Annotated in this window: 19 protein-coding genes and 1 tRNA gene; 19 read left to right on the forward strand and 1 reads right to left on the reverse strand. The window is 46.4% G+C overall.

All coding sequences use genetic code 11. The features are described from left to right. The first annotated feature begins 9 nt into the window (after positions 1-9). The 19 genes from T359_RS0106080 to T359_RS0106170 all read left to right on the forward strand — a co-directional run bounded on the left by T359_RS0106080 (position 10) and on the right by T359_RS0106170 (position 17,464). A complete protein-coding gene (locus T359_RS0106080; protein ID WP_026516690.1) occupies positions 10-780 on the forward strand; it encodes a response regulator in 771 nt (256 codons plus the stop codon). Between the two features lie 40 nt (positions 781-820). Beyond that, positions 821-1,747, forward strand: coding sequence for an orotidine-5'-phosphate decarboxylase (gene pyrF / locus T359_RS0106085; RefSeq protein ID WP_026516691.1), 927 nt, complete (start codon positions 821-823; stop codon positions 1,745-1,747). Positions 1,748-1,781: 34 nt separating this feature from the next. Continuing rightward, on the forward strand, positions 1,782-2,459 hold the full coding sequence (gene pyrE, locus T359_RS0106090) for an orotate phosphoribosyltransferase (RefSeq protein WP_026516692.1): 678 nt from the start codon (positions 1,782-1,784) through the stop codon (positions 2,457-2,459). 23 nt (positions 2,460-2,482) lie between these two features. After that, a complete protein-coding gene (locus tag T359_RS22745) occupies positions 2,483-2,635 on the forward strand; it encodes a hypothetical protein (protein WP_026516693.1) in 153 nt (50 codons plus the stop codon). Continuing rightward, on the forward strand, positions 2,635-3,000 hold the full coding sequence (locus T359_RS0106100; protein ID WP_026516694.1) for a DUF6142 family protein: 366 nt from the start codon (positions 2,635-2,637) through the stop codon (positions 2,998-3,000). Before T359_RS22745 ends, T359_RS0106100 begins: the two co-directional genes overlap by 1 nt. Before the next feature lie 96 nt (positions 3,001-3,096). Next, complete coding sequence (purE, locus tag T359_RS0106105) at positions 3,097-3,597, forward strand: 5-(carboxyamino)imidazole ribonucleotide mutase (RefSeq protein WP_026516695.1); 501 nt, start codon at positions 3,097-3,099, stop codon at positions 3,595-3,597. A 55-nt stretch (positions 3,598-3,652) separates the two neighbouring features. Next, positions 3,653-4,678, forward strand: a complete 1,026-nt coding sequence (gene purM, locus T359_RS0106110; RefSeq protein ID WP_026516696.1) for a phosphoribosylformylglycinamidine cyclo-ligase — start codon at positions 3,653-3,655, stop codon at positions 4,676-4,678. Beyond that, entirely contained in the window at positions 4,675-5,319 is a 645-nt protein-coding gene (gene purN / locus T359_RS0106115; RefSeq protein ID WP_026516697.1) for a phosphoribosylglycinamide formyltransferase, read from the forward strand. The genes purM and purN overlap by 4 nt, the downstream gene beginning before the upstream one ends. A gap of 20 nt (positions 5,320-5,339) precedes the next feature. Beyond that, positions 5,340-6,623, forward strand: a complete 1,284-nt coding sequence (gene purD / locus T359_RS0106120) for a phosphoribosylamine--glycine ligase (protein ID WP_026516698.1) — start codon at positions 5,340-5,342, stop codon at positions 6,621-6,623. Continuing rightward, positions 6,620-8,032 carry an SH3 domain-containing protein gene (locus T359_RS0106125; protein ID WP_026516699.1) on the forward strand — a complete coding sequence of 471 codons (1,413 nt, stop codon included), beginning with the start codon at positions 6,620-6,622 and terminating at the stop codon, positions 8,030-8,032. The genes purD and T359_RS0106125 overlap by 4 nt, the downstream gene beginning before the upstream one ends. A 144-nt stretch (positions 8,033-8,176) precedes the next feature. Further along, complete coding sequence (locus T359_RS0106130; RefSeq protein WP_026516700.1) at positions 8,177-8,557, forward strand: GntR family transcriptional regulator; 381 nt, start codon at positions 8,177-8,179, stop codon at positions 8,555-8,557. Positions 8,558-8,574: 17 nt separating this feature from the next. Further along, positions 8,575-11,142 carry an ATP-dependent Clp protease ATP-binding subunit gene (locus T359_RS0106135; RefSeq protein ID WP_026516701.1) on the forward strand — a complete coding sequence of 856 codons (2,568 nt, stop codon included), beginning with the start codon at positions 8,575-8,577 and terminating at the stop codon, positions 11,140-11,142. A 72-nt stretch (positions 11,143-11,214) separates the two neighbouring features. Next, entirely contained in the window at positions 11,215-11,625 is a 411-nt protein-coding gene (locus T359_RS0106140) for a hypothetical protein (protein ID WP_026516702.1), read from the forward strand. Between the two features lie 83 nt (positions 11,626-11,708). Then, positions 11,709-13,088 carry a DNA repair protein RadA gene (gene radA / locus T359_RS0106145; protein WP_026516703.1) on the forward strand — a complete coding sequence of 460 codons (1,380 nt, stop codon included), beginning with the start codon at positions 11,709-11,711 and terminating at the stop codon, positions 13,086-13,088. A gap of 130 nt (positions 13,089-13,218) precedes the next feature. Then, a complete protein-coding gene (locus T359_RS22750) occupies positions 13,219-14,892 on the forward strand; it encodes a hypothetical protein (protein WP_026516704.1) in 1,674 nt (557 codons plus the stop codon). 110 nt (positions 14,893-15,002) lie between these two features. Continuing rightward, positions 15,003-15,941 (forward strand): hypothetical protein, encoded by a 939-nt coding sequence (locus T359_RS21395; protein WP_051545033.1) that lies wholly within the window; start codon positions 15,003-15,005, stop codon positions 15,939-15,941. Between the two features lie 15 nt (positions 15,942-15,956). Then, a complete protein-coding gene (locus T359_RS0106160; protein ID WP_026516705.1) occupies positions 15,957-16,934 on the forward strand; it encodes a transglutaminase domain-containing protein in 978 nt (325 codons plus the stop codon). A gap of 18 nt (positions 16,935-16,952) precedes the next feature. Beyond that, entirely contained in the window at positions 16,953-17,342 is a 390-nt protein-coding gene (locus T359_RS0106165; RefSeq protein ID WP_026516706.1) for a hypothetical protein, read from the forward strand. A 49-nt stretch (positions 17,343-17,391) separates the two neighbouring features. Continuing rightward, positions 17,392-17,464, forward strand: a tRNA-Pro gene (locus T359_RS0106170). Between the two features lie 84 nt (positions 17,465-17,548). Here the strand turns inward: T359_RS0106170 and T359_RS23430 are convergent. After that, positions 17,549-17,860 carry a tyrosine-type recombinase/integrase gene (locus T359_RS23430; protein WP_442856218.1) on the reverse strand — a complete coding sequence of 104 codons (312 nt, stop codon included), beginning with the start codon at positions 17,858-17,860 and terminating at the stop codon, positions 17,549-17,551. Between the last annotated feature and the right edge of the window lie 44 nt (positions 17,861-17,904).

Genomic DNA, 17,904 nt, shown 5'->3' on the forward strand with positions numbered 1-17,904 from the left:
GGCAATAATATGGATAAGCGCGTTTTACTCATTGGTAATGGCAAAAGCTTTATGGTAAATGCAATTGTTAGAGGCCTTGAGAAGGAGAACTATGTTGTGGACAGCATTGGCTCCGATCCTGAAACCATCAAGACGCTGGAAAACAAGCCTAAGATATATATTCTCTATCTTGGAGATATGACCAAGGATGACTCCAAGCTGTTTGCATATCTTAATGAGGCTATTGATGCGGAGAGGTTCATGCTTTACCTTATTGGTAATAAGGAAGAACTGACTCTGGCCCTTTCTTTTATTTCCAAGGAGAAGGTTCAGGAAACTTATTTGCGCCCTCTTGATGTCAAGCTCCTGGCAGAGCACCTGGATGCGGTTCTGGAGTACAGCTCTGTTGATGAAACTCTTCGAAAGAAGATTCTTATTGTTGATGATGACGGAGCCATGCTCAGAATGATGAGAACCTGGCTCTCCGTAAAATATCATGTATATATGGCAAGCTCCGGCAAGATTGCGCTTTCTTTCCTGGCTCAGAATGATGTGGATCTCATCCTTCTTGATTATGAGATGCCCGTCATGAGCGGCCCCGATGTTCTCAGGGAGATCAGAAATACTGAGAGGATCAAGGATATGCCTGTTATTTTCCTTACAGCCAAGGATGACAAGGAAAGCGTTATGAAGGTTGTGAGTCTTAAGCCTGAGAAATATCTGCTCAAATCAATGCCCAAGGAGAAACTCACCGGGGCCATTGACGACTTCTTTGTTACTCACTCAAGTAGAAAGCTATAACATAAAAGTTTTGGAATAAGTTTTGGGGAAGGGGAAAAATATGATTTCCAAATTGATCGATAAGATTCAGAAGACGGGTGCACCCATCGTGGTGGGCCTTGATCCCAAGCTGGACTTTGTTCCGGAGGGAATCAAAAAGAGATGTTTTGAACAGTTCGGTGAGACACCTGAGGGAGCAGCAGAGGCTTTCTGGGAATTCAACAAGGAGATCATCGACAACATCTATGACGTAGTGCCGGCAGTGAAGCCTCAGATCGCAATGTATGAGGAGCTTGGAATTCCGGGACTTATCACATTTAAGAGAACGGTTGATTACTGCAAAGAGAAGGGACTTCTCGTAATCGGCGATATAAAGAGAGGCGACATCGGCTCAACTTCAGAGGCGTATGCTGTCGGACACCTTGGAGGCGTTAAGATCGGCGACAAGGTATTTAAGGGATTTGACGAGGATTTTGCCACAGTCAACCCTTATTTGGGTTCCGATGGTGTAAGGCCTTTTATTTCTGTTTGCAACAAGGAGGATAAGGGAATTTTCGTTCTTGTTAAGACCTCCAATCCCTCCAGTGGAGAGTTCCAGGACAGACTCATTGACGGAAGACCTCTTTACGAACTGGTTGGTGAGCAGGTAGAGAAGTGGGGCGCTGATTCCATGGATGGTGCATACAGCAATGTGGGCGCTGTTGTGGGCGCAACCTATCCTGAGATGGGCAGGATTCTCAGAGAGATCATGCCTCATGCCTATATCCTTGTTCCCGGATACGGAGCCCAGGGCGGCAAGGGCAAGGATCTGGTTCATTTCTTTAATAAGGATGGCCTGGGAGCCATAGTCAATTCTTCAAGAGGCATCATCGCAGCCTGGAAGAGCGACAGCTACCAGCAGTTTAATGACGGTAAAGTGGGAGAGGCAGCAAGAGCGGCAGTCTTTGACATGAAGAAGGATATTGCCGATGCGCTTTCTTCTAAATAATAATTATATTTTCATATGAAGGAGTTTGAGGGTTATGGAGAGATACAAGGAAGAGTTTATTGAGTTTATGGTGGACAGCAATGTGCTGAAGTTCGGAGAGTTCACACTTAAGAGCGGAAGAAAATCACCGTTTTTCATGAATGCAGGCGCATATGTTACAGGATCACAGCTTCGCAAGCTGGGTGAGTACTATGCAAGAGCTATTCATGATACCTTCGGCCTTGAGTTTGATGTCCTTTTCGGACCTGCCTATAAGGGAATTCCGCTGGCTGTTATCACTGCTGTAGCTATCAGCGAGTTATACGGAAGAGAGATCAGATACTGCTCCAACAGAAAAGAGATCAAGGACCACGGCGACAAGGGAATCCTTTTGGGCTCCAAGCTCCGTGACGGAGACAGAGTTCTCATCATCGAGGATGTTACCACCTCCGGCAAGTCCATTGAGGAGACAGTTCCTATTATCCAGGAGCAGGCTGACTGCGATATCGTTGGTCTTATGGTTTCTCTCAACAGACAGGAGAAGGGCCTTGAGAGCGATATGAGTGCCCTCGATGAGATCAAGGAGAGATACGGTTTCAGTGCCAGCGCCATCGTAACCATGGATGATGTTGTGAGCTATCTGTACAACAGACCTATCGACGGAGAGGTACTTCTCGGCAAGGATATCAAGAAGGCTATTGACGAATATTACGCTGAATACGGCGCAAAATAATTTTTTATAAGGAGGTTTCAATTATGGACGAGCATACCTATAAGGTTCTGGGAGGAACAGGGGCACTTAATATTGCCTTTGGAGTTATTTCTATAATCGCGGGAGTGGCTGCAGGAGTCCTTCTTATAATCAGTGGGGCCAAGCTTCTTGGAAGTCGCAAGAAAATGATAATCTGATGAAAGATAGAAAAACAAAACTTAAGTTAAAACTAAAGAGAAAATTTGAACCTGTAATGGACAAGTACATGTTCACCGATAACAGACACCCGGAGAGAGGCATCATGTCTACTATCCTCGGTGTCATATCGGTGGCTGCACTTGGAACCTCCGTCTTTCTGACTTTTAAGGCAGGAGGCGAGGCTTCTGTAAAATATGCCGCAGCGGCTTTTGTTGCGGCCATTTTTTCTGTTTCGGGATTAATTCTCGGAATAAAGTCAAGATTTGAACGTGATATCTTTAAACTTTTTCCGAATCTGGGGATAGCCCTTAATCTGCTGGCTATCATATTTATTGTTTTTATCCTGATTTTGGGGCTGCGATAAAAACATATTTCTGTGCAAAATAAACATGGCACAATATCTTGTGGTATGATATGATACGTAAGACGAAATAGTGTTTTTTTGTTTAGGAGGAGTGAAATGGCAAAAGTTGGAATAGTAATGGGCAGTGATTCAGATATGCCCGTTATGGCTAAAGCGGCGGAGATTCTTGATCAGTTCGGCATTTCTTATGAGATGAGGATTATTTCAGCTCACAGAGAACCCGAAGAGTTTTTTGAATTCGCCAACACAGCGGAGGAGAAAGGCTTTAAGGTTATCATCGCAGGAGCCGGAATGGCGGCTCATCTTCCCGGTATGTGTGCAGCCATCTTCCCTATGCCGGTTATCGGTATTCCGATGCACACCACATCCCTTGGCGGACGTGATTCACTCTATAGCATAGTACAGATGCCTTCGGGCATACCCGTTGCCACCGTTGCGATCAATGGCGGCGCCAATGCGGGAATTCTGGCAGCCAAGATCCTGGCTACAGGAGATCAGGAGCTTCTCGACAAGCTCAAAGCATATAAGGCTTCTTTGAAGGACAGCGTAGTGGCCAAAGACGCCAGATTACAGGAAGTAGGATACAAGAACTATTGATAAAATCAGCCTGCTTCATGTAAGGCTGTTATATAGAAAAGGAGTAAATATGGCACTGGATTACAAGAAGGCCGGCGTAGATATTGAGGCCGGATACAAGTCTGTTGAACTGATGAAGGAATATGTTAAGGGAACCATGAGACCGGAGGTTTTAGGTGGCCTCGGCGGATTCTCTGGAGCTTTCTCCTTAAAAGACATTAAGAACATGGAGGATCCCGTCCTTTTATCCGGAACTGACGGCGTCGGTACCAAGATAAAGCTTGCGTTCCTTCTTGATAAGCACGATACTATCGGCATTGATGCGGTTGCCATGTGTGTTAATGACGTTGCCTGTGCAGGCGGCGAACCGCTTTTCTTCCTTGATTATATTGCCTGCGGCAAGAACATTCCTGAGAAGATAGCAGCTATCGTTAAGGGTGTTGCTGAGGGCTGCAAGCAGTCTGATGCTGCACTTATCGGCGGTGAGACAGCTGAGCATCCCGGACTTATGCCTGAGGATGAGTATGATGTGGCAGGTTTCGCTGTTGGTGTTGTGGACCGCAAGGATATGATAGACGGCAGCACCATCAAGGCAGGAGATGTTCTTATCGGTGTTGCATCCAGCGGTGTTCACAGTAACGGCTTTTCACTGGTTCGTAAGGTTTTCGATATGACCAAGGAGAACCTTGAGACCTATGTGGATGAGCTTGGAGCTACTTTGGGAGAGACACTTCTTACTCCTACAAGAATTTATGTAAAGATGATGAAATCCATCAAGAATGCGGGAATCAGGGTTAAGGGCTGCAGCCATATCACCGGCGGCGGTTTCTATGAGAATATTCCCAGAATGCTTCCTGATGGAATCAAGGCTGTTGTTAAGAAGGACAGCTATGATATACCTCCGATCTTCACACTTATGCAGAAGAAGGGTGAGATCGAGGACCAGATGATGTACAACACCTTTAATATGGGTCTTGGAATGGTCATCGCAGTTGACCCCGCCGATGCGGATGCGACACTTAAGGCTATTGAGGCTTCCGGTGAGAAGGCATGGATTGTCGGAAATGCCGAGGCAGGAGAGAAAGGTGTAGAACTGGTATGAAGATCGCAGTAATGGTATCCGGCGGAGGAACAAATCTGCAGGCAATCATAGACAGTATAGCTGACGGCAGGATTACCAATACGGAGATCTGCCTTGTTTACAGTAACAATCCGGGAGTCTATGCCATTGAGAGGGCCAAGAAGGCCGGAATTCCCTATGTGGTCAAGAGTCCCAAGGAATTTGCAGACAGAAGTGAATTTAACGATGCACTTTTGAAGATACTTACAGATGCAGCGCCTGATCTCATTGTTCTTGCGGGCTGTCTTGTGGTTATTCCACAGCAGGTGGTCAAGGCTTTCGAGGGCAGGATCATCAATATTCATCCGTCACTGATACCAGCCTTTTGCGGAACAGGCTACTATGGACTTAAGGTTCATGAGAAGGTTCTTGAAAGGGGAGCAAGGGTGTCCGGTGCCACAGTTCATTTTGTGGATGAGGGAACGGATACCGGCCCGATCATTTTACAGAAGCCTGTAATGATCAGGCAGGATGATACTCCGGAGGTTTTACAGAGGAGAATCATGGAACAGGCTGAGTGGAAGATTCTTCCCATGGCCATTGACCTTATAGCCAATAATAAGGTTACTGTTAAGGATCATCATGTTATAATAGAAGGCTATGATCCTGATACATTAGTATGATTTGAGGAGAGGGTATTTAGATGAAAGTTTTGATTGTTGGAGGAGGCGGAAGGGAGCACGCCATCGCTGAGGCTGTATCCAGAAGCAGCCAGGTTGACAAGATTTATTGTGCCCCCGGTAACGGAGGAATTGCTGAGCTGGCGGAATGTGTTCCGATCACTCCCATGGAGTTTGATAAGCTTGTTGCTTTCGCAAAGGAAAAAGAGATCGATCTTACAGTTATAGGAATGGACGATCCGCTGGTGGGCGGAATTGTAGATGCTTTTGAAGCAGAGGGTCTGAGGGTTTTCGGTCCCCGTAAGAACGCAGCCATTCTTGAGGGAAGTAAGGCTTTTTCCAAGGATCTTATGAAGAAGTACAACATTCCTACCGCTGCCTATGAGAACTTCGACAATGCAGAGGATGCCCTCAGATATTTAGAGACTGCCAAATTCCCTATAGTGCTTAAGGCTGACGGCCTTGCTCTTGGTAAGGGAGTGCTTATCTGCCAGGATCTTGAGGAGGCTAAGGCCGGAGTCAAGGAGATCATGCAGGATAAGAAATTCGGAGATGCCGGCAATCACATGGTAATCGAAGAATTCATGACAGGCCGCGAGGTTTCTGTTTTATCATTTGTTGACGGTAAGACCTACAAGCTTATGTCTTCAGCTCAGGACCACAAGAGAGCAGGAGACGGGGATACAGGTCTTAATACCGGAGGAATGGGGAATTTTTCACCCAGCCCCTTCTATACAGAGGAAGTTGACAAGTTCTGCCGCGAGAATATCTATGGCAGGACCGTAGAGGCTATGGCGAAGGAAGGCAGAGAGTTTAAGGGAGTTATCTTCTTTGGACTTATGCTTACACCGGAGGGACCCAAGGTCCTTGAGTACAATGCCAGATTCGGAGATCCCGAGGCACAGGTTGTACTTCCCAGACTTAAGACCGATATTATCGATGTTTTCAATGCCTGCATAGACGGCAAGCTTGCTGAGACCGATCTTGAATTTGAGGATAAGGCAGCTGTCTGCGTAGTACTTGCCAGCGAGGGTTACCCTGTCAGCTACGAGAAGGGCAAGCTCATCAAGGGCTTGGAGAACTTCAAGGGCAAGGACGGTTATTATTGTTTCCATGCAGGAACCAAGGCTACCGCTGAGGGGATAGTTACAAACGGCGGAAGAGTTCTTGGAATTACAGCCAAGGGAGATACACTTGCAGAGGCTAGAGCCAAAGCTTACGAGGCCACAGAATGGGTAAGCTTTGATAATAAATATATGCGTCACGATATTGGAAAGGCTATCGATGAGGCGAAGGAGGTAAAATGATTAAAAAGTTGGGAAAGAAGATAGTTACTTTTGCGCTTTCACTTACTGTTGCAGCTACAGTTTTCGTAGGAGCATCAGTCAGCGTATTTGCTTACACACAGACTACCGGAAAGGTAACATCAGACAACGTTAAGGTAAGATCATCTGCAAGCACCACAGCTTCTCAGGTTTCAAGCCTTAAGAAGGGAGATAACGTTGATATCGTTGATGAGTCAACAGATGCTTCCGGATATGTATGGTACAAGATTTTCGTTAACAAGAGCGAATACGGATATGTAAGAAGCGATCTTGTTACAAAGTCCGGAGATTCAGCACCTAAGACAGCTACATCAACCGGATCAAACACTCAGACAGAGAACAAGTCTCAGGCCCAGGATCTTCCTGCTACAACTGTTACAGCTACCGAGCAGAGAACCGCATCAGTTACATCTGAGAGCGTTAATGTAAGAGGCGGCGCCGGAACAGGTTATGATTCAGTTGGCAAGGTTACTAAGGGTGAGACAGTAACAATCACAGGCGAAGCTACCGACAAGGACGGCAAGACCTGGTATCAGGTGACCTTCGGATCAAACGGCAAGACAGGCTTCGTGAGAAGCGATCTCGTTGCTGTATCAGAGGCAGCTCCCGCTGAGGGCGGAGAGGCAGCTCCTGCAGAAGGCGGCGAAGGTGAGAATACAGAGGCAGCCGAGGGCGGCGAGACCGAAGGCGGTGAGACAGAGCAGCCTGCCGCTACAGCTTCAGATGTTGGAGACGGCACATATTCACTTGTTTACACAGCAGACGAAGAGGGAACCAATACCTGGTATCTCTATGACAACGTTGAGGGCTACAGAGTTAAGGTTAAAAAGCTCATTGAGGCAGCTCAGAGCACAGAGGCCGTTAACAAGCTTGTTTCAACCAATAAGAAATATAAGACAATTGTTGTGATCCTTGCTCTTGTTGCTGCAGCTCTTGCAGTAGCAGTAGTACTTCTTCTTCTCAAGCTCAGAGACGCTATGTACTATGAGGACGAAGAAGAGGAGGAGTTCGACCAGTACGACACAAGAAAGAGACCTTCAAGGGAGCAGGAGCCTGAAGAGGAGAGACCTGCCAGAAGAAGAGAAAGAACAGTAAGACCTGAAGAAGATGAGTCCTTTGCTTCCTCAAGAGTTGCCGAGAGAAGAGCAGCAAAAGAAGAACGTGAAGACAGACCTGCAAGAAGACAGGCTTCAGAGGGTGGTTCCTTCAGAAGAAACAGCGAAGAGAGAACCGTAAGACCTGAAAGAAATCCTGAGGATCGTCCTTCAAGAAGAGCTCCCGAACCTGAGAGACCTTCAAGAAACGCAGCACCCAAGAGAAAGACAAGAAACTTCATCGGTGATGATGACGATTTCGAGTTTGAGTTCCTTGATCTTGATGATGACAAATAATTTGCATATCAGATAGTTTATCTTAGCCCGGAGTGAGCAAAAGCAGCCATTCCGGGCTTTTTCTGTGGGGCTTTAAAATTTTTGTCATATCTGTTATACTAAACATATCACAATCGTTATTTTATTGCGACGGAAGGTGACACTATGATAATAGAAATTGATTTTAACAGTGATGAAGCGATATACGTGCAGCTCTGTAATCAGATAATACTTGGTATTGCGACTTCACAGTTTCACGAGGGGGAACAGCTTCCCAGTGTCAGGCAGCTGGCTGAGACCATCGGTATCAACATGCATACTGTCAACAAGGCCTATTCGATCCTTCAGCAGGACGGATTTGTCAAGATTGACAGGAGGCGGGGAGCCATTATAGCTATTGATATCAACAAGCTCAAGGCTTTGGCCGAGGCCAAACAGGAACTGGCAGTGGTGCTGGCCCGGGCTATCTGCAAGGGGATAGGCAGAGACGAAATTCACAGCCTTGTGGATCAGCTATATGACAATTTTATTGAAAAGATTCAGTGAAGAAAGGATGGCGATATATGGATTCCAAGTTTACAGTAATGGCCGCAGATGCTCTCAGACTTGCCAAGAAAACAGCAAGAAGCCTTAAGCTCAATTATGTGGGCACAGAGCATATTTTGATGGGCCTTATTCTGGAGGACGGAAGTGTGGCTTCCAGAATACTTATCGATAACGGAATAGACGAGAATCGCATGATGGATATGATAAGGGACCTTATCGTTCCGGACAGCAGCGTCAGAACACTTGACAAGGACGGTTTTTCACCCAGAGCCGAGAAGGTTCTTGAGGAAGCCCACAGAATGGCTGAGAGATTCCATGCGGACAAGACCGGCACGGAGCATATTCTTCTTGCCCTTATCAAGGAGGGAGAGAATGTTGCCGTAAGGCTTATCAGCACATTGAATGTACCGGCTCAGAAGATTTATGCCGAGACCCTGGCAGCAATGGGAGAGGATCCCAACCTGGTCAAGGAGGATCTTGGCAGAAAGGCAGCTCCCAAGGCAGGCAAGAAGGCATCTATCCTTGCCCAGTACAGCAGAGATATGACTGCCCTGGCATCAGAGAACAAGCTTGATCCTGTTATCGGAAGAGAGAGGGAGATCAAGAGAGTTATACAGATCCTTAGCAGAAGGACCAAGAATAATCCCTGCCTTATCGGCGAACCCGGTGTAGGCAAGACTGCGGTAGTAGAGGGCCTTGCCCAGAGAATAGCTGCAGGCAACGTACCTCTTACAGTTCAGAACAAGAGACTTATGACTCTTGATCTTTCAGGCATGATCGCAGGCTCCAAGTACAGAGGAGAATTTGAGGAGAGGATCAAGAAGGTCATCAAGGAGGTTGCTGAGGACGGCAACATCATCCTTTTTGTGGATGAGATGCATACCCTTATCGGCGCCGGCGGTGCTGAGGGTGCTATTGATGCCTCCAATATCCTTAAGCCCTCACTGGCAAGAGGCGAGATCCAGATGATCGGTGCCACCACCATCACTGAGTACAGAAAATATGTGGAGAAGGATGCTGCCCTGGAGAGAAGATTCCAGCCTGTCAACGTGGATGAACCCACCAAGGAAGAGGCTACGGATATCTTAAGGGGAATCGTAGGTAAATACGAGGAGCACCACAAGGTAACCGTTACCCCTGAGGCAATCAAGGCCGCAGTGGATCTCTCCGAGAGATATATCAATGACAGAAATCTTCCGGATAAAGCCATTGACCTTATAGATGAGGCTGCTTCCGCAGTCAGACTTCGCACCATGGGCGTTTCACCCAAGATCAGGGAGATTGAGGACAAGATTGCTTCTCTGGATGCGGAGATCGAGAGTGCACTCAAGGCCGGCGACTTCAAGAAGGCCGGTGAGCTCAACAAGGAGCAGAGTACCCTTATGGGCAAGCTCACAAGAGCCAAGGCTGCAGATAAGAAGAAACAGCAGTCCATGGGCTTTGTGGTCAATGAAAATGATATCGCCGAGGTTGTGGCTGAATGGACCAGGATCCCGGTTAAGAAGATTGCAGAGAAGGAGTCAGAGAAGCTCCTTAAGCTGGAGTCAGTACTTCATAAGAGAGTTATCGGACAGGAGGATGCTGTCAAGGCAGTATCCAAGGCCATCAGAAGAGGCCGTGTGGGTCTTCAGGATCCCAACAGGCCCATCGGCTCGTTCCTTTTCCTGGGACCTACAGGTGTAGGTAAGACAGAGCTTTCCAAGGCTCTTGCGGAGGCTATGTTCGGTGATGAGAATGCTCTTATCAGAGTTGATATGTCCGAGTACATGGAAGGCCATTCGGTTTCCAAGATGATCGGATCACCTCCGGGATATGTTGGATATGATGAGGGCGGTCAGCTTTCCGAGAAGGTAAGAAGACACCCCTATTCCGTAATCCTTTTTGATGAAATAGAGAAGGCACATCCCGATATCTTTAACGTGCTCCTGCAGGTTCTGGATGACGGACACATTACTGATGCCAAGGGCAGAAAGGTCAGCTTCAAAAATACTATTCTTATCATGACTTCCAACGTGGGAGCCCAGAGAATTGTGGATCCCAAGAAGCTTGGCTTTGGCGCCGGTAATGATGCCAAGAAGGACTACGAGGATATGAAGTCCGGAGTTATGGACGAGGTCAAGAAGCTCTTTAAGCCTGAGTTCATCAACCGTATAGATGAGATCATGGTATTCCATACCCTCAACGAGAAGGAGATGATGGATATCGTAACTCTTCTTTCCCAGAATCTGGCCAAGAGATGCAAGACCCAGATGGACATCAACCTCACCATTTCGCCTGCGGTCAAGAAGTTCCTTGTTACCAAGCACTCAGATGCCAAAATGGGCGCAAGACCTCTTAAGAGAGCTATTCAGTCCACTATTGAGGATGCCATGGCAGAGGAACTGTTAAAGGGTAATATCAAGGCAGGAATGGACGTTACCGTAGCTCTTAAGGATGACAAGATCACTTTTGTGGGTAAGGACGGCAAGGCCGCCTCCGTGAAAAAAGTTTCTGTCAAGACTACCAAAGCCTCAGGCAGATCCAAGGTGAAGAGCACCGTAAACACCAAGAAACCGGCTTCAAAAAATAAGAAAAAATTAATTTGATAATGGACTGTCATGAATTATAATGATAGTATCATTTAGCAGAACTTATTCATATTTTTTAGGAGGGTCATTATGGCTGTCGTAGAACAGTTGATAAGAGCTGAGCAGGACGGAAGCATCAGCTTCGGCAATTACAAGCTTCCTGAGAAGAAAAAGCTTGAAAACTTTGAGCATAACGGGGATATACTCAAGGTTAAGACATTCAAGGACATCACCAAGCTTGAATGCAATGAAAACTTCATATATGAGTCTGTACCGGGAACAGCGGTTACAGGATTTAAAGAAACAGATAACGGTGTTGAGTTCTCAGTAGAAGGAGAGAATGATGCACAGATAACACTGGGACTTCTGGAAAGTACAGAGTACAGCGTATATGTAAACGGAAACAGCATCGGCAAGATGACAACCAATCTCGGAGGCAAGCTCAATCTTAGCGTAGAGCTCTCCGGAGAAGGGGCTGTATCTGTAAAGGTTGAGAAATAAACTGTGATCATAGGGAGCTTTTCGATTCAGTCGGAAAGCTCCTTATTTAAGAGAAAGTAAAAGTTTTTGTTTGGGAGAAATATATGGCAGTTAAAATGAAAACGGTATTCTTTTGCCAGGAGTGCGGCTACGAGTCCTCCAAATGGATGGGCCAGTGCCCGGGCTGCAAACAGTGGAATACCATGGTGGAAGAGACCGTTAAGCCTGCAGCCAAGGCTGCAAAGGGAATAAGCGCTTCTCAGAGTGAGGGCAAGTTTGTAAAGCCCATGACCCTTAAAGAGATCGTCATGGAGGATGAGGACAGGGCTGATACCCATATTGGGGAGCTCAACAGAGTCCTTGGAGGCGGCCTTGTGAGAGGTTCTCTTATTCTGGTGGGAGGAGATCCCGGTATCGGTAAGTCCACACTGCTTCTTCAGGTGGCGGGCTTTTTATCAGGGGACAAAAAAGAAGTTCTTTATATCTCAGGTGAGGAATCCTTGAGGCAGATCAAGCTTCGTGCCAACAGGATCGGTGAGTTTTCGGATACTCTGAGGTTCATGTGTGAGACCAATCTTTCCAACATCGAGGAGGCTCTTGTCAGGACCAAACCTGAGGTTATCATTATAGATTCCATTCAGACCATGTATAACGAGAATGTGTCTTCCGCACCGGGAAGCGTTTCCCAGGTGAGGGAGTCTACTGCTGTGCTCCTTAGAATCGCCAAGAGCATGAACATCACGGTCTTTATTGTTGGACATGTGACCAAGGAGGGCCAGGTGGCCGGCCCCAGAGTCCTGGAGCATATGGTGGATACTGTGCTCTACTTTGAAGGGGACAGACATGCCTCCTACAGGATCCTCAGGGCTGTTAAAAACAGATTTGGCTCCACCAATGAGATTGGAGTCTTTGAAATGCGTCAGGAGGGCCTTGCAGAGGTTCTGAATCCCTCTGAATTCATGTTGGAGGGAAGACCCGAGAATGCCAGCGGCTCTGTTGTTACCTGCTCTGTTGAGGGAACACGGCCCATCCTTCTGGAGATCCAGGCTCTGGTGTGCCATTCCAATTTCGGATTCCCAAGGCGCCAGGCCAACGGCACCGATTATAACAGGGTGAATCTTCTGATGGCAGTCCTTGAAAAGAGAATTGGATTGTCCCTGGGAGATTTTGATGCCTATGTGAATCTGGCAGGAGGAATGAAGATAGCGGAACCGTCACTGGATCTTGCCATCTGTCTTGCCCTTATTTCCAGCTTCAAGAACAGACCTATCTCCGACGATATCATAGCCTTCGGAGAGGTGGGACTTTCCGGTGAGGTCAGAAGCGTAAACATGGCCGAGAGCAGAGTGCAGGAGGCCAAAAAGCTTGGATTTAAGACCTGTATAGTTCCCAAGGCTCTGGCAGGCAAGTTGAAATCTGCTGTCAGCGGCATTGAGATAATCGGAGTGGCCTCTGTATCTGATGCTATGGATATATTGAAATAGAAAATCATAAAAACATATCGACAAAACAAAAATAATTTCAAATATGATTGATGATATGATTTATAGTCTGTTATGATATACGAGTATGTTGATTATAGATATTTTATGACCTTTTGGGAGAAGATGTGGGATGAAAAAGCTTTCTAGGAGAGCAATCGTAGCTCTGACGGCGTTTTTATTACTTGCTGCACTGGGGAACAGAAGTAATTGTTTAAAGGTTAGAGCATCTGAAAACGAAGAAACATCTAAGGTTATAAATGAAGCAAACAACACCGTGTATGAAATTAATGAGACTAATGGGGATGGAAGTGATGTGTGCTTTTACATTAGGGGAAAGGGTATCGGCGCAGAAATTCCTGCTGAACCCGGTAACTATCCCAGCACTGATTATTCTGATCCGATCAGAATAAATGGGATAGCAAGGAGCACAGATCCCGTTGTTGGCAGTGGATCCGAGGAAAATCTTGGGGAAGATGGATTTACAGCCAGCAATGAAGTCACTTCAGTCTTGGACGCAGTTCCTACTGCTGATGAGATCAGAACAGTTGTCAGCGAGTTTGATCCGGAGAAACATTTTGTTATCTGGTACGTGTACAAATTCGCATCTACCAAGGCACCTAATCAGGATGTCAAAATTCACGTTGATGGAGTAATTAAAATTAGAGAGGCTGATACAGAGCCCAAGGAGCCGGAAGATCCAGAGGAGCCGGAAGATCCAGAGGAGCCGGACCCGGAAGATCCTGCGCCTTCAGACCCTGAAAAGCCGGAGAACCCGGAAAAGCCCGAGGAGCCTACACCGGATGCCCCGAAGCCTGAGGATCCGGAGCCAAAGGAGCCTGAGATTTTGTTTTCAATTGAGACTATGACTCAGGATTCCGATTTTCAGTATGACGGCAAGGAACTTGTTCTCGGCGGCTATGTTATCACTCTTCAGAACCTTAAGAATCCTGAGGAAAAGCTGGTGAGCTATTTTGGCCCCTACGGAGATCCTTTGACAGAAAAAGCGGCAGTGACCGGAGGAGATAGCGGTCAGGTTGCGAAAACGTCAACCTCGGTCACATTCCTTGGAACTACCTATACCGTAAACGTCGGCGGAGCCTATGTGAAAGTCAAAACTCCCGGCAGCTACGAGATTCCTTTTTATTCAGGGGCAGACATAGTGGACCCGAAGGATATCGTAGTTACGGATTCCACAGGAAACAAAGTGGGAAGCGAAGTAAAGCTTCAGGGCAATAATTCAAACGCCAAGGTAAATCAGAGAAAAATAACCATCAAGGCCGGTTCTACAGTTAAAAACGACGACGGCTCAACCCTTACCAATAATGAGGTCACCATATCAAAGGGCAGCCTTATCAAGGGGCACAAGCTCACCGATGTGGTATTTAACGGCAGTCAGACGGGAGTGGGCAGCAGTGTCAATGAGATAACCTCCTATAGGATCGTCGATGAAAATGGCAAGGATGTTACAGCATATTATGCAGTTACCAAGATAAACGGCAAGCTGGTCCTGGTAAATCCCAATACCGGAGAGAACTCCGGAACCACCGATCTTTCAGGAAGCAGCAACACTGAGAATGCTCAGACGGGCAAGAATCTCGGAAAGAACTCGGTAAATACCGTGACCAATATTTCACCCAAACTGGGGGCCGCCAATGAAGTGGATTATACTCCGCAGGTTCTTGGGGCAAGAAGATCTCCCACAGGGGATAAGACCGATGTTTTGGGGAGAATTAACCTGATACTTATTGCCGCTTCTGTATTGGCCTGGGCTGCTGAGGTTCGCAGAAAAACAGCTGAAAAATAAATTCATAAAGTATTAAATTCAAGATAAAAAATGTCGATAAGATTAATGATGAATTCTTATCGACGTTTTTTTGTTGCGTAAATTTAGAAAAAATGCGGGGTTGGAAGTTTATGAAACCAGGTTTGAAAAAAACTTTTTCTGTTGTCCTTATTATTTTGACTATTATTTCTTTTGTTCTTCCCTTCGGAATGTTGAAAGTGGAGGCAAGCGCCAAGGATGATCCCTATACTCAGCTTGCCAAGGGCACCACTGTCTACAACGGCAAGGATTACAAGGGTCAGTACAATCCACTTTTTTATTACCTGAATTATGAGGATTTAAGGCAGGCTTTTGGCACTGATGCTGAAAAGCTTATAGAACATTACGTCATTTTCGGAATCAAGGAAAAAAGGGTCGCTAACAGGCTTATAGGGGATAGTATAGATTACGTTGTTCCCACCGGAAAAGAGGATGTGGTAATCGTTCAGAAAACCACCCATGACAACGGCGGAATGACCTATGCCCAGGAAATACAGGCCAGAAGTATTGCCAAGCAGATTGCTGACAATATCAATGCCAGAGCAGCTGCGATAGATGCCGAAAAACAGGCTGAGGCTGATGCAAAGAACAAGGGCAAGGATAACAGCAAGAAGAGTTCAGGTAAGTCAAAACAAAAGGAAGTAGAGAAGGTTAAAGACATCGAAAAGGTAGCCTATGCTTGCGGCGTTGTAAAGGCCTATTGCGACATCGGAACCTACACCACCGAGGGACAGATATACAGGACAGCCTATGGAGTATTTATCGGAAGAGAGTATTCCTGCGCAGGTTCCACCAGAGCCCTGGGACTTATCCTGGATTACATGGGAATCACCTGGTATCACAAGAACATCAATCAGTGGGCAGACCAGTGGTGTCAGGTAATCGTTGACGGACAGGAGGGCTTTGCAGATCCCCTTATTTCCTGTGCCGGCTATGGCAAGCATCCAAATGAGGGCGGAGATGCCAAGAAATCCTATTCATATGCTTCAGTAAGAAAGAAATTTGACGTATATACACCGATCATCAGATAACACGGAGTTTTGCGGATGAAGAGAGCTTTGGGCCTGTACAACAGAATATTGGCAGCTGCTTTAGCTTTTTTCATTGGAACACTAATCTTCGGAGCAGTTTCTGCCGATGCATATACCGTGACTGTTATTGACTCTGCCACCTTTAACGGAAACAGCAAAATAACCACGGTGCACATAGGAAGCGATGTATATGAGATCACTTCAGGGGCCTTCAGAAATCTGATAAACCTGCGGTCCATAACCGTAAGCGAAAATAACCCCTATTACTCATCCTACAGTAACTGCCTATATGACAAGGAAATGACAGAGCTTTTGTGCTTCCCCGCAGCTCTTTCCGGAGCCTCAATACCTGAGACGGTGGTATCCATAAGAGAGAACGCCCTGTACGGCGTTGCAGATGCCCTTAAAAAGCAGATAAAGGCGGTTATAGAGAATCAGGCCATGGACGGGGCAACCCTTAGTGAGATCCCCGGAGAGCATTTTGTTTACACGGAAAACGGTCTCATGTGGAGAAAAGCCGACGGATCCTTGATCAAGCCTGAGTCTGATCTTATGAAGCAGACTGCAGCTCTTATAGAGGCCTGTACTTCCAAGAACATGGGACAGAAACAGGCCCTCAAAAGGTCCTTTGATTTCCTGGTACAGGCGGTGTCCTACGAAAGAAGTATGGAGACTCCCACAGGCAACTGGACCGGCAGCTACGCCCTGAACATTCTGGAGACGGGAAAGGGCAATTGCTATAACTATGCGGCAGCTTTTGCCTATATTGCAAAAGGCCTGGGCTACGAAACCAAGGTTTGTACCGGAACAGTCACATCTTCCCTCGGAGGAAGAACTCCCCACGCCTGGACAGAGGTAAAAATGGGAGATGAGTGGTTCATATTTGATGCGGAAATGCAGGATGCCAAGGGCGGTGGCTATTACAAGCAGACCTATGGCAGCTATCCCGCAAAACCACTGGAAAAGTCAGCAGCCTATACAATAATCTATTAGTTTTCAGGGAGATTTTGAATGAGAAGAATGCTTGGAATTGCAACGGTAATATCGGGAGCTGTTTTCAGCATATTTGTGCTGAATCTCCTGCTGTACAGCCTTGTTCCTGCCTACAGAGGAGCTCTTATGATGGTGGTGCATCATGCGGATGACAGCATCCCCGTAATATCGGCAGAAGGTGAGAGCACCTTTGATTACGTGGAGCCTGTGGTCATAAATACAGGCACAAAAGAAATTCAAGATGATGAAACAGCTCTTTCTCCAGTTTTTGAAAATTCTCAGGAAAATTTAAAAAAAGATGACCGGAATAAGCCTGAAATTATAGAAAGAACATATTATGAAGACTGCGGAACCGGGCATGGATACTGGGTTATAAAATATTCCGACGGAAGTTATGGAATTGAATAAAAAAAGTGTTGACTTGTGTCGCAGGACGTTATATAATCGAGAATGTCGTCGGGGTGTGGCTCAGTTGGTAGAGCACTATCTTAGGGAGGTAGGGGCCGCGTGTTCGAATCACGTCACTCCGATTGTCAAAAACCGCTCAGTTGAGCGGTTTTTTTGTGTCCATTTTCTCAAAATGAGTGACCAAATAAGAAAAATGAGTGACCAAATCAACCAAATAGCCTTGTTTGCAGGTCTTTACTTAGTGTACTGTTGTTTTCTTTGTTATAATAGCGCGTCATAGTAGAATCTGAATGACCGGCAGTAGCACGAATCTGGTCCTCCGGCATTCCTGCTGTACAAGCGTCTCGAATAGCGCCTCGTCTTTGACAGTGAGTAGATAGCGGTTCGATACCTACTTTCTCACAGTATTCTCTGATTTTTTGATTAACACGGTTGCCTGAAATAGGAAGCATACCATTTCGAGAACTATTGAAGACATAATGCTTCTGAGCATTTAACATATAAGCTTCTTTTAGAATACTTAGAGCCTTATGACGACATCAGCAGATATAATATTAGCAAA

The organism is Butyrivibrio sp. MC2021 (assembly GCF_000621605.1).
In the GTDB taxonomy this organism is placed as follows: Bacteria; Bacillota; Clostridia; order Lachnospirales; family Lachnospiraceae; genus Butyrivibrio.

Coding starts and splice junctions, on each gene's coding strand:
- T359_RS0106160 (WP_026516705.1), top strand. CDS start 15,957: ATGAAGAGAGCTTTGGGCCTGTACAACAGAATATTGGCAGCTGCTTTA.
- T359_RS0106100 (WP_026516694.1), top strand. CDS start 2,635: ATGAAAGATAGAAAAACAAAACTTAAGTTAAAACTAAAGAGAAAATTT.
- T359_RS0106080 (WP_026516690.1), top strand. CDS start 10: ATGGATAAGCGCGTTTTACTCATTGGTAATGGCAAAAGCTTTATGGTA.
- purN (WP_026516697.1), top strand. CDS start 4,675: ATGAAGATCGCAGTAATGGTATCCGGCGGAGGAACAAATCTGCAGGCA.
- purE (WP_026516695.1), top strand. CDS start 3,097: ATGGCAAAAGTTGGAATAGTAATGGGCAGTGATTCAGATATGCCCGTT.
- T359_RS0106165 (WP_026516706.1), top strand. CDS start 16,953: ATGAGAAGAATGCTTGGAATTGCAACGGTAATATCGGGAGCTGTTTTC.
- pyrE (WP_026516692.1), top strand. CDS start 1,782: ATGGAGAGATACAAGGAAGAGTTTATTGAGTTTATGGTGGACAGCAAT.
- purD (WP_026516698.1), top strand. CDS start 5,340: ATGAAAGTTTTGATTGTTGGAGGAGGCGGAAGGGAGCACGCCATCGCT.
- T359_RS0106135 (WP_026516701.1), top strand. CDS start 8,575: ATGGATTCCAAGTTTACAGTAATGGCCGCAGATGCTCTCAGACTTGCC.
- T359_RS22745 (WP_026516693.1), top strand. CDS start 2,483: ATGGACGAGCATACCTATAAGGTTCTGGGAGGAACAGGGGCACTTAAT.
- pyrF (WP_026516691.1), top strand. CDS start 821: ATGATTTCCAAATTGATCGATAAGATTCAGAAGACGGGTGCACCCATC.
- T359_RS0106140 (WP_026516702.1), top strand. CDS start 11,215: ATGGCTGTCGTAGAACAGTTGATAAGAGCTGAGCAGGACGGAAGCATC.
- radA (WP_026516703.1), top strand. CDS start 11,709: ATGGCAGTTAAAATGAAAACGGTATTCTTTTGCCAGGAGTGCGGCTAC.
- T359_RS0106130 (WP_026516700.1), top strand. CDS start 8,177: ATGATAATAGAAATTGATTTTAACAGTGATGAAGCGATATACGTGCAG.
- T359_RS21395 (WP_051545033.1), top strand. CDS start 15,003: ATGAAACCAGGTTTGAAAAAAACTTTTTCTGTTGTCCTTATTATTTTG.
- T359_RS0106125 (WP_026516699.1), top strand. CDS start 6,620: ATGATTAAAAAGTTGGGAAAGAAGATAGTTACTTTTGCGCTTTCACTT.
- T359_RS22750 (WP_026516704.1), top strand. CDS start 13,219: ATGAAAAAGCTTTCTAGGAGAGCAATCGTAGCTCTGACGGCGTTTTTA.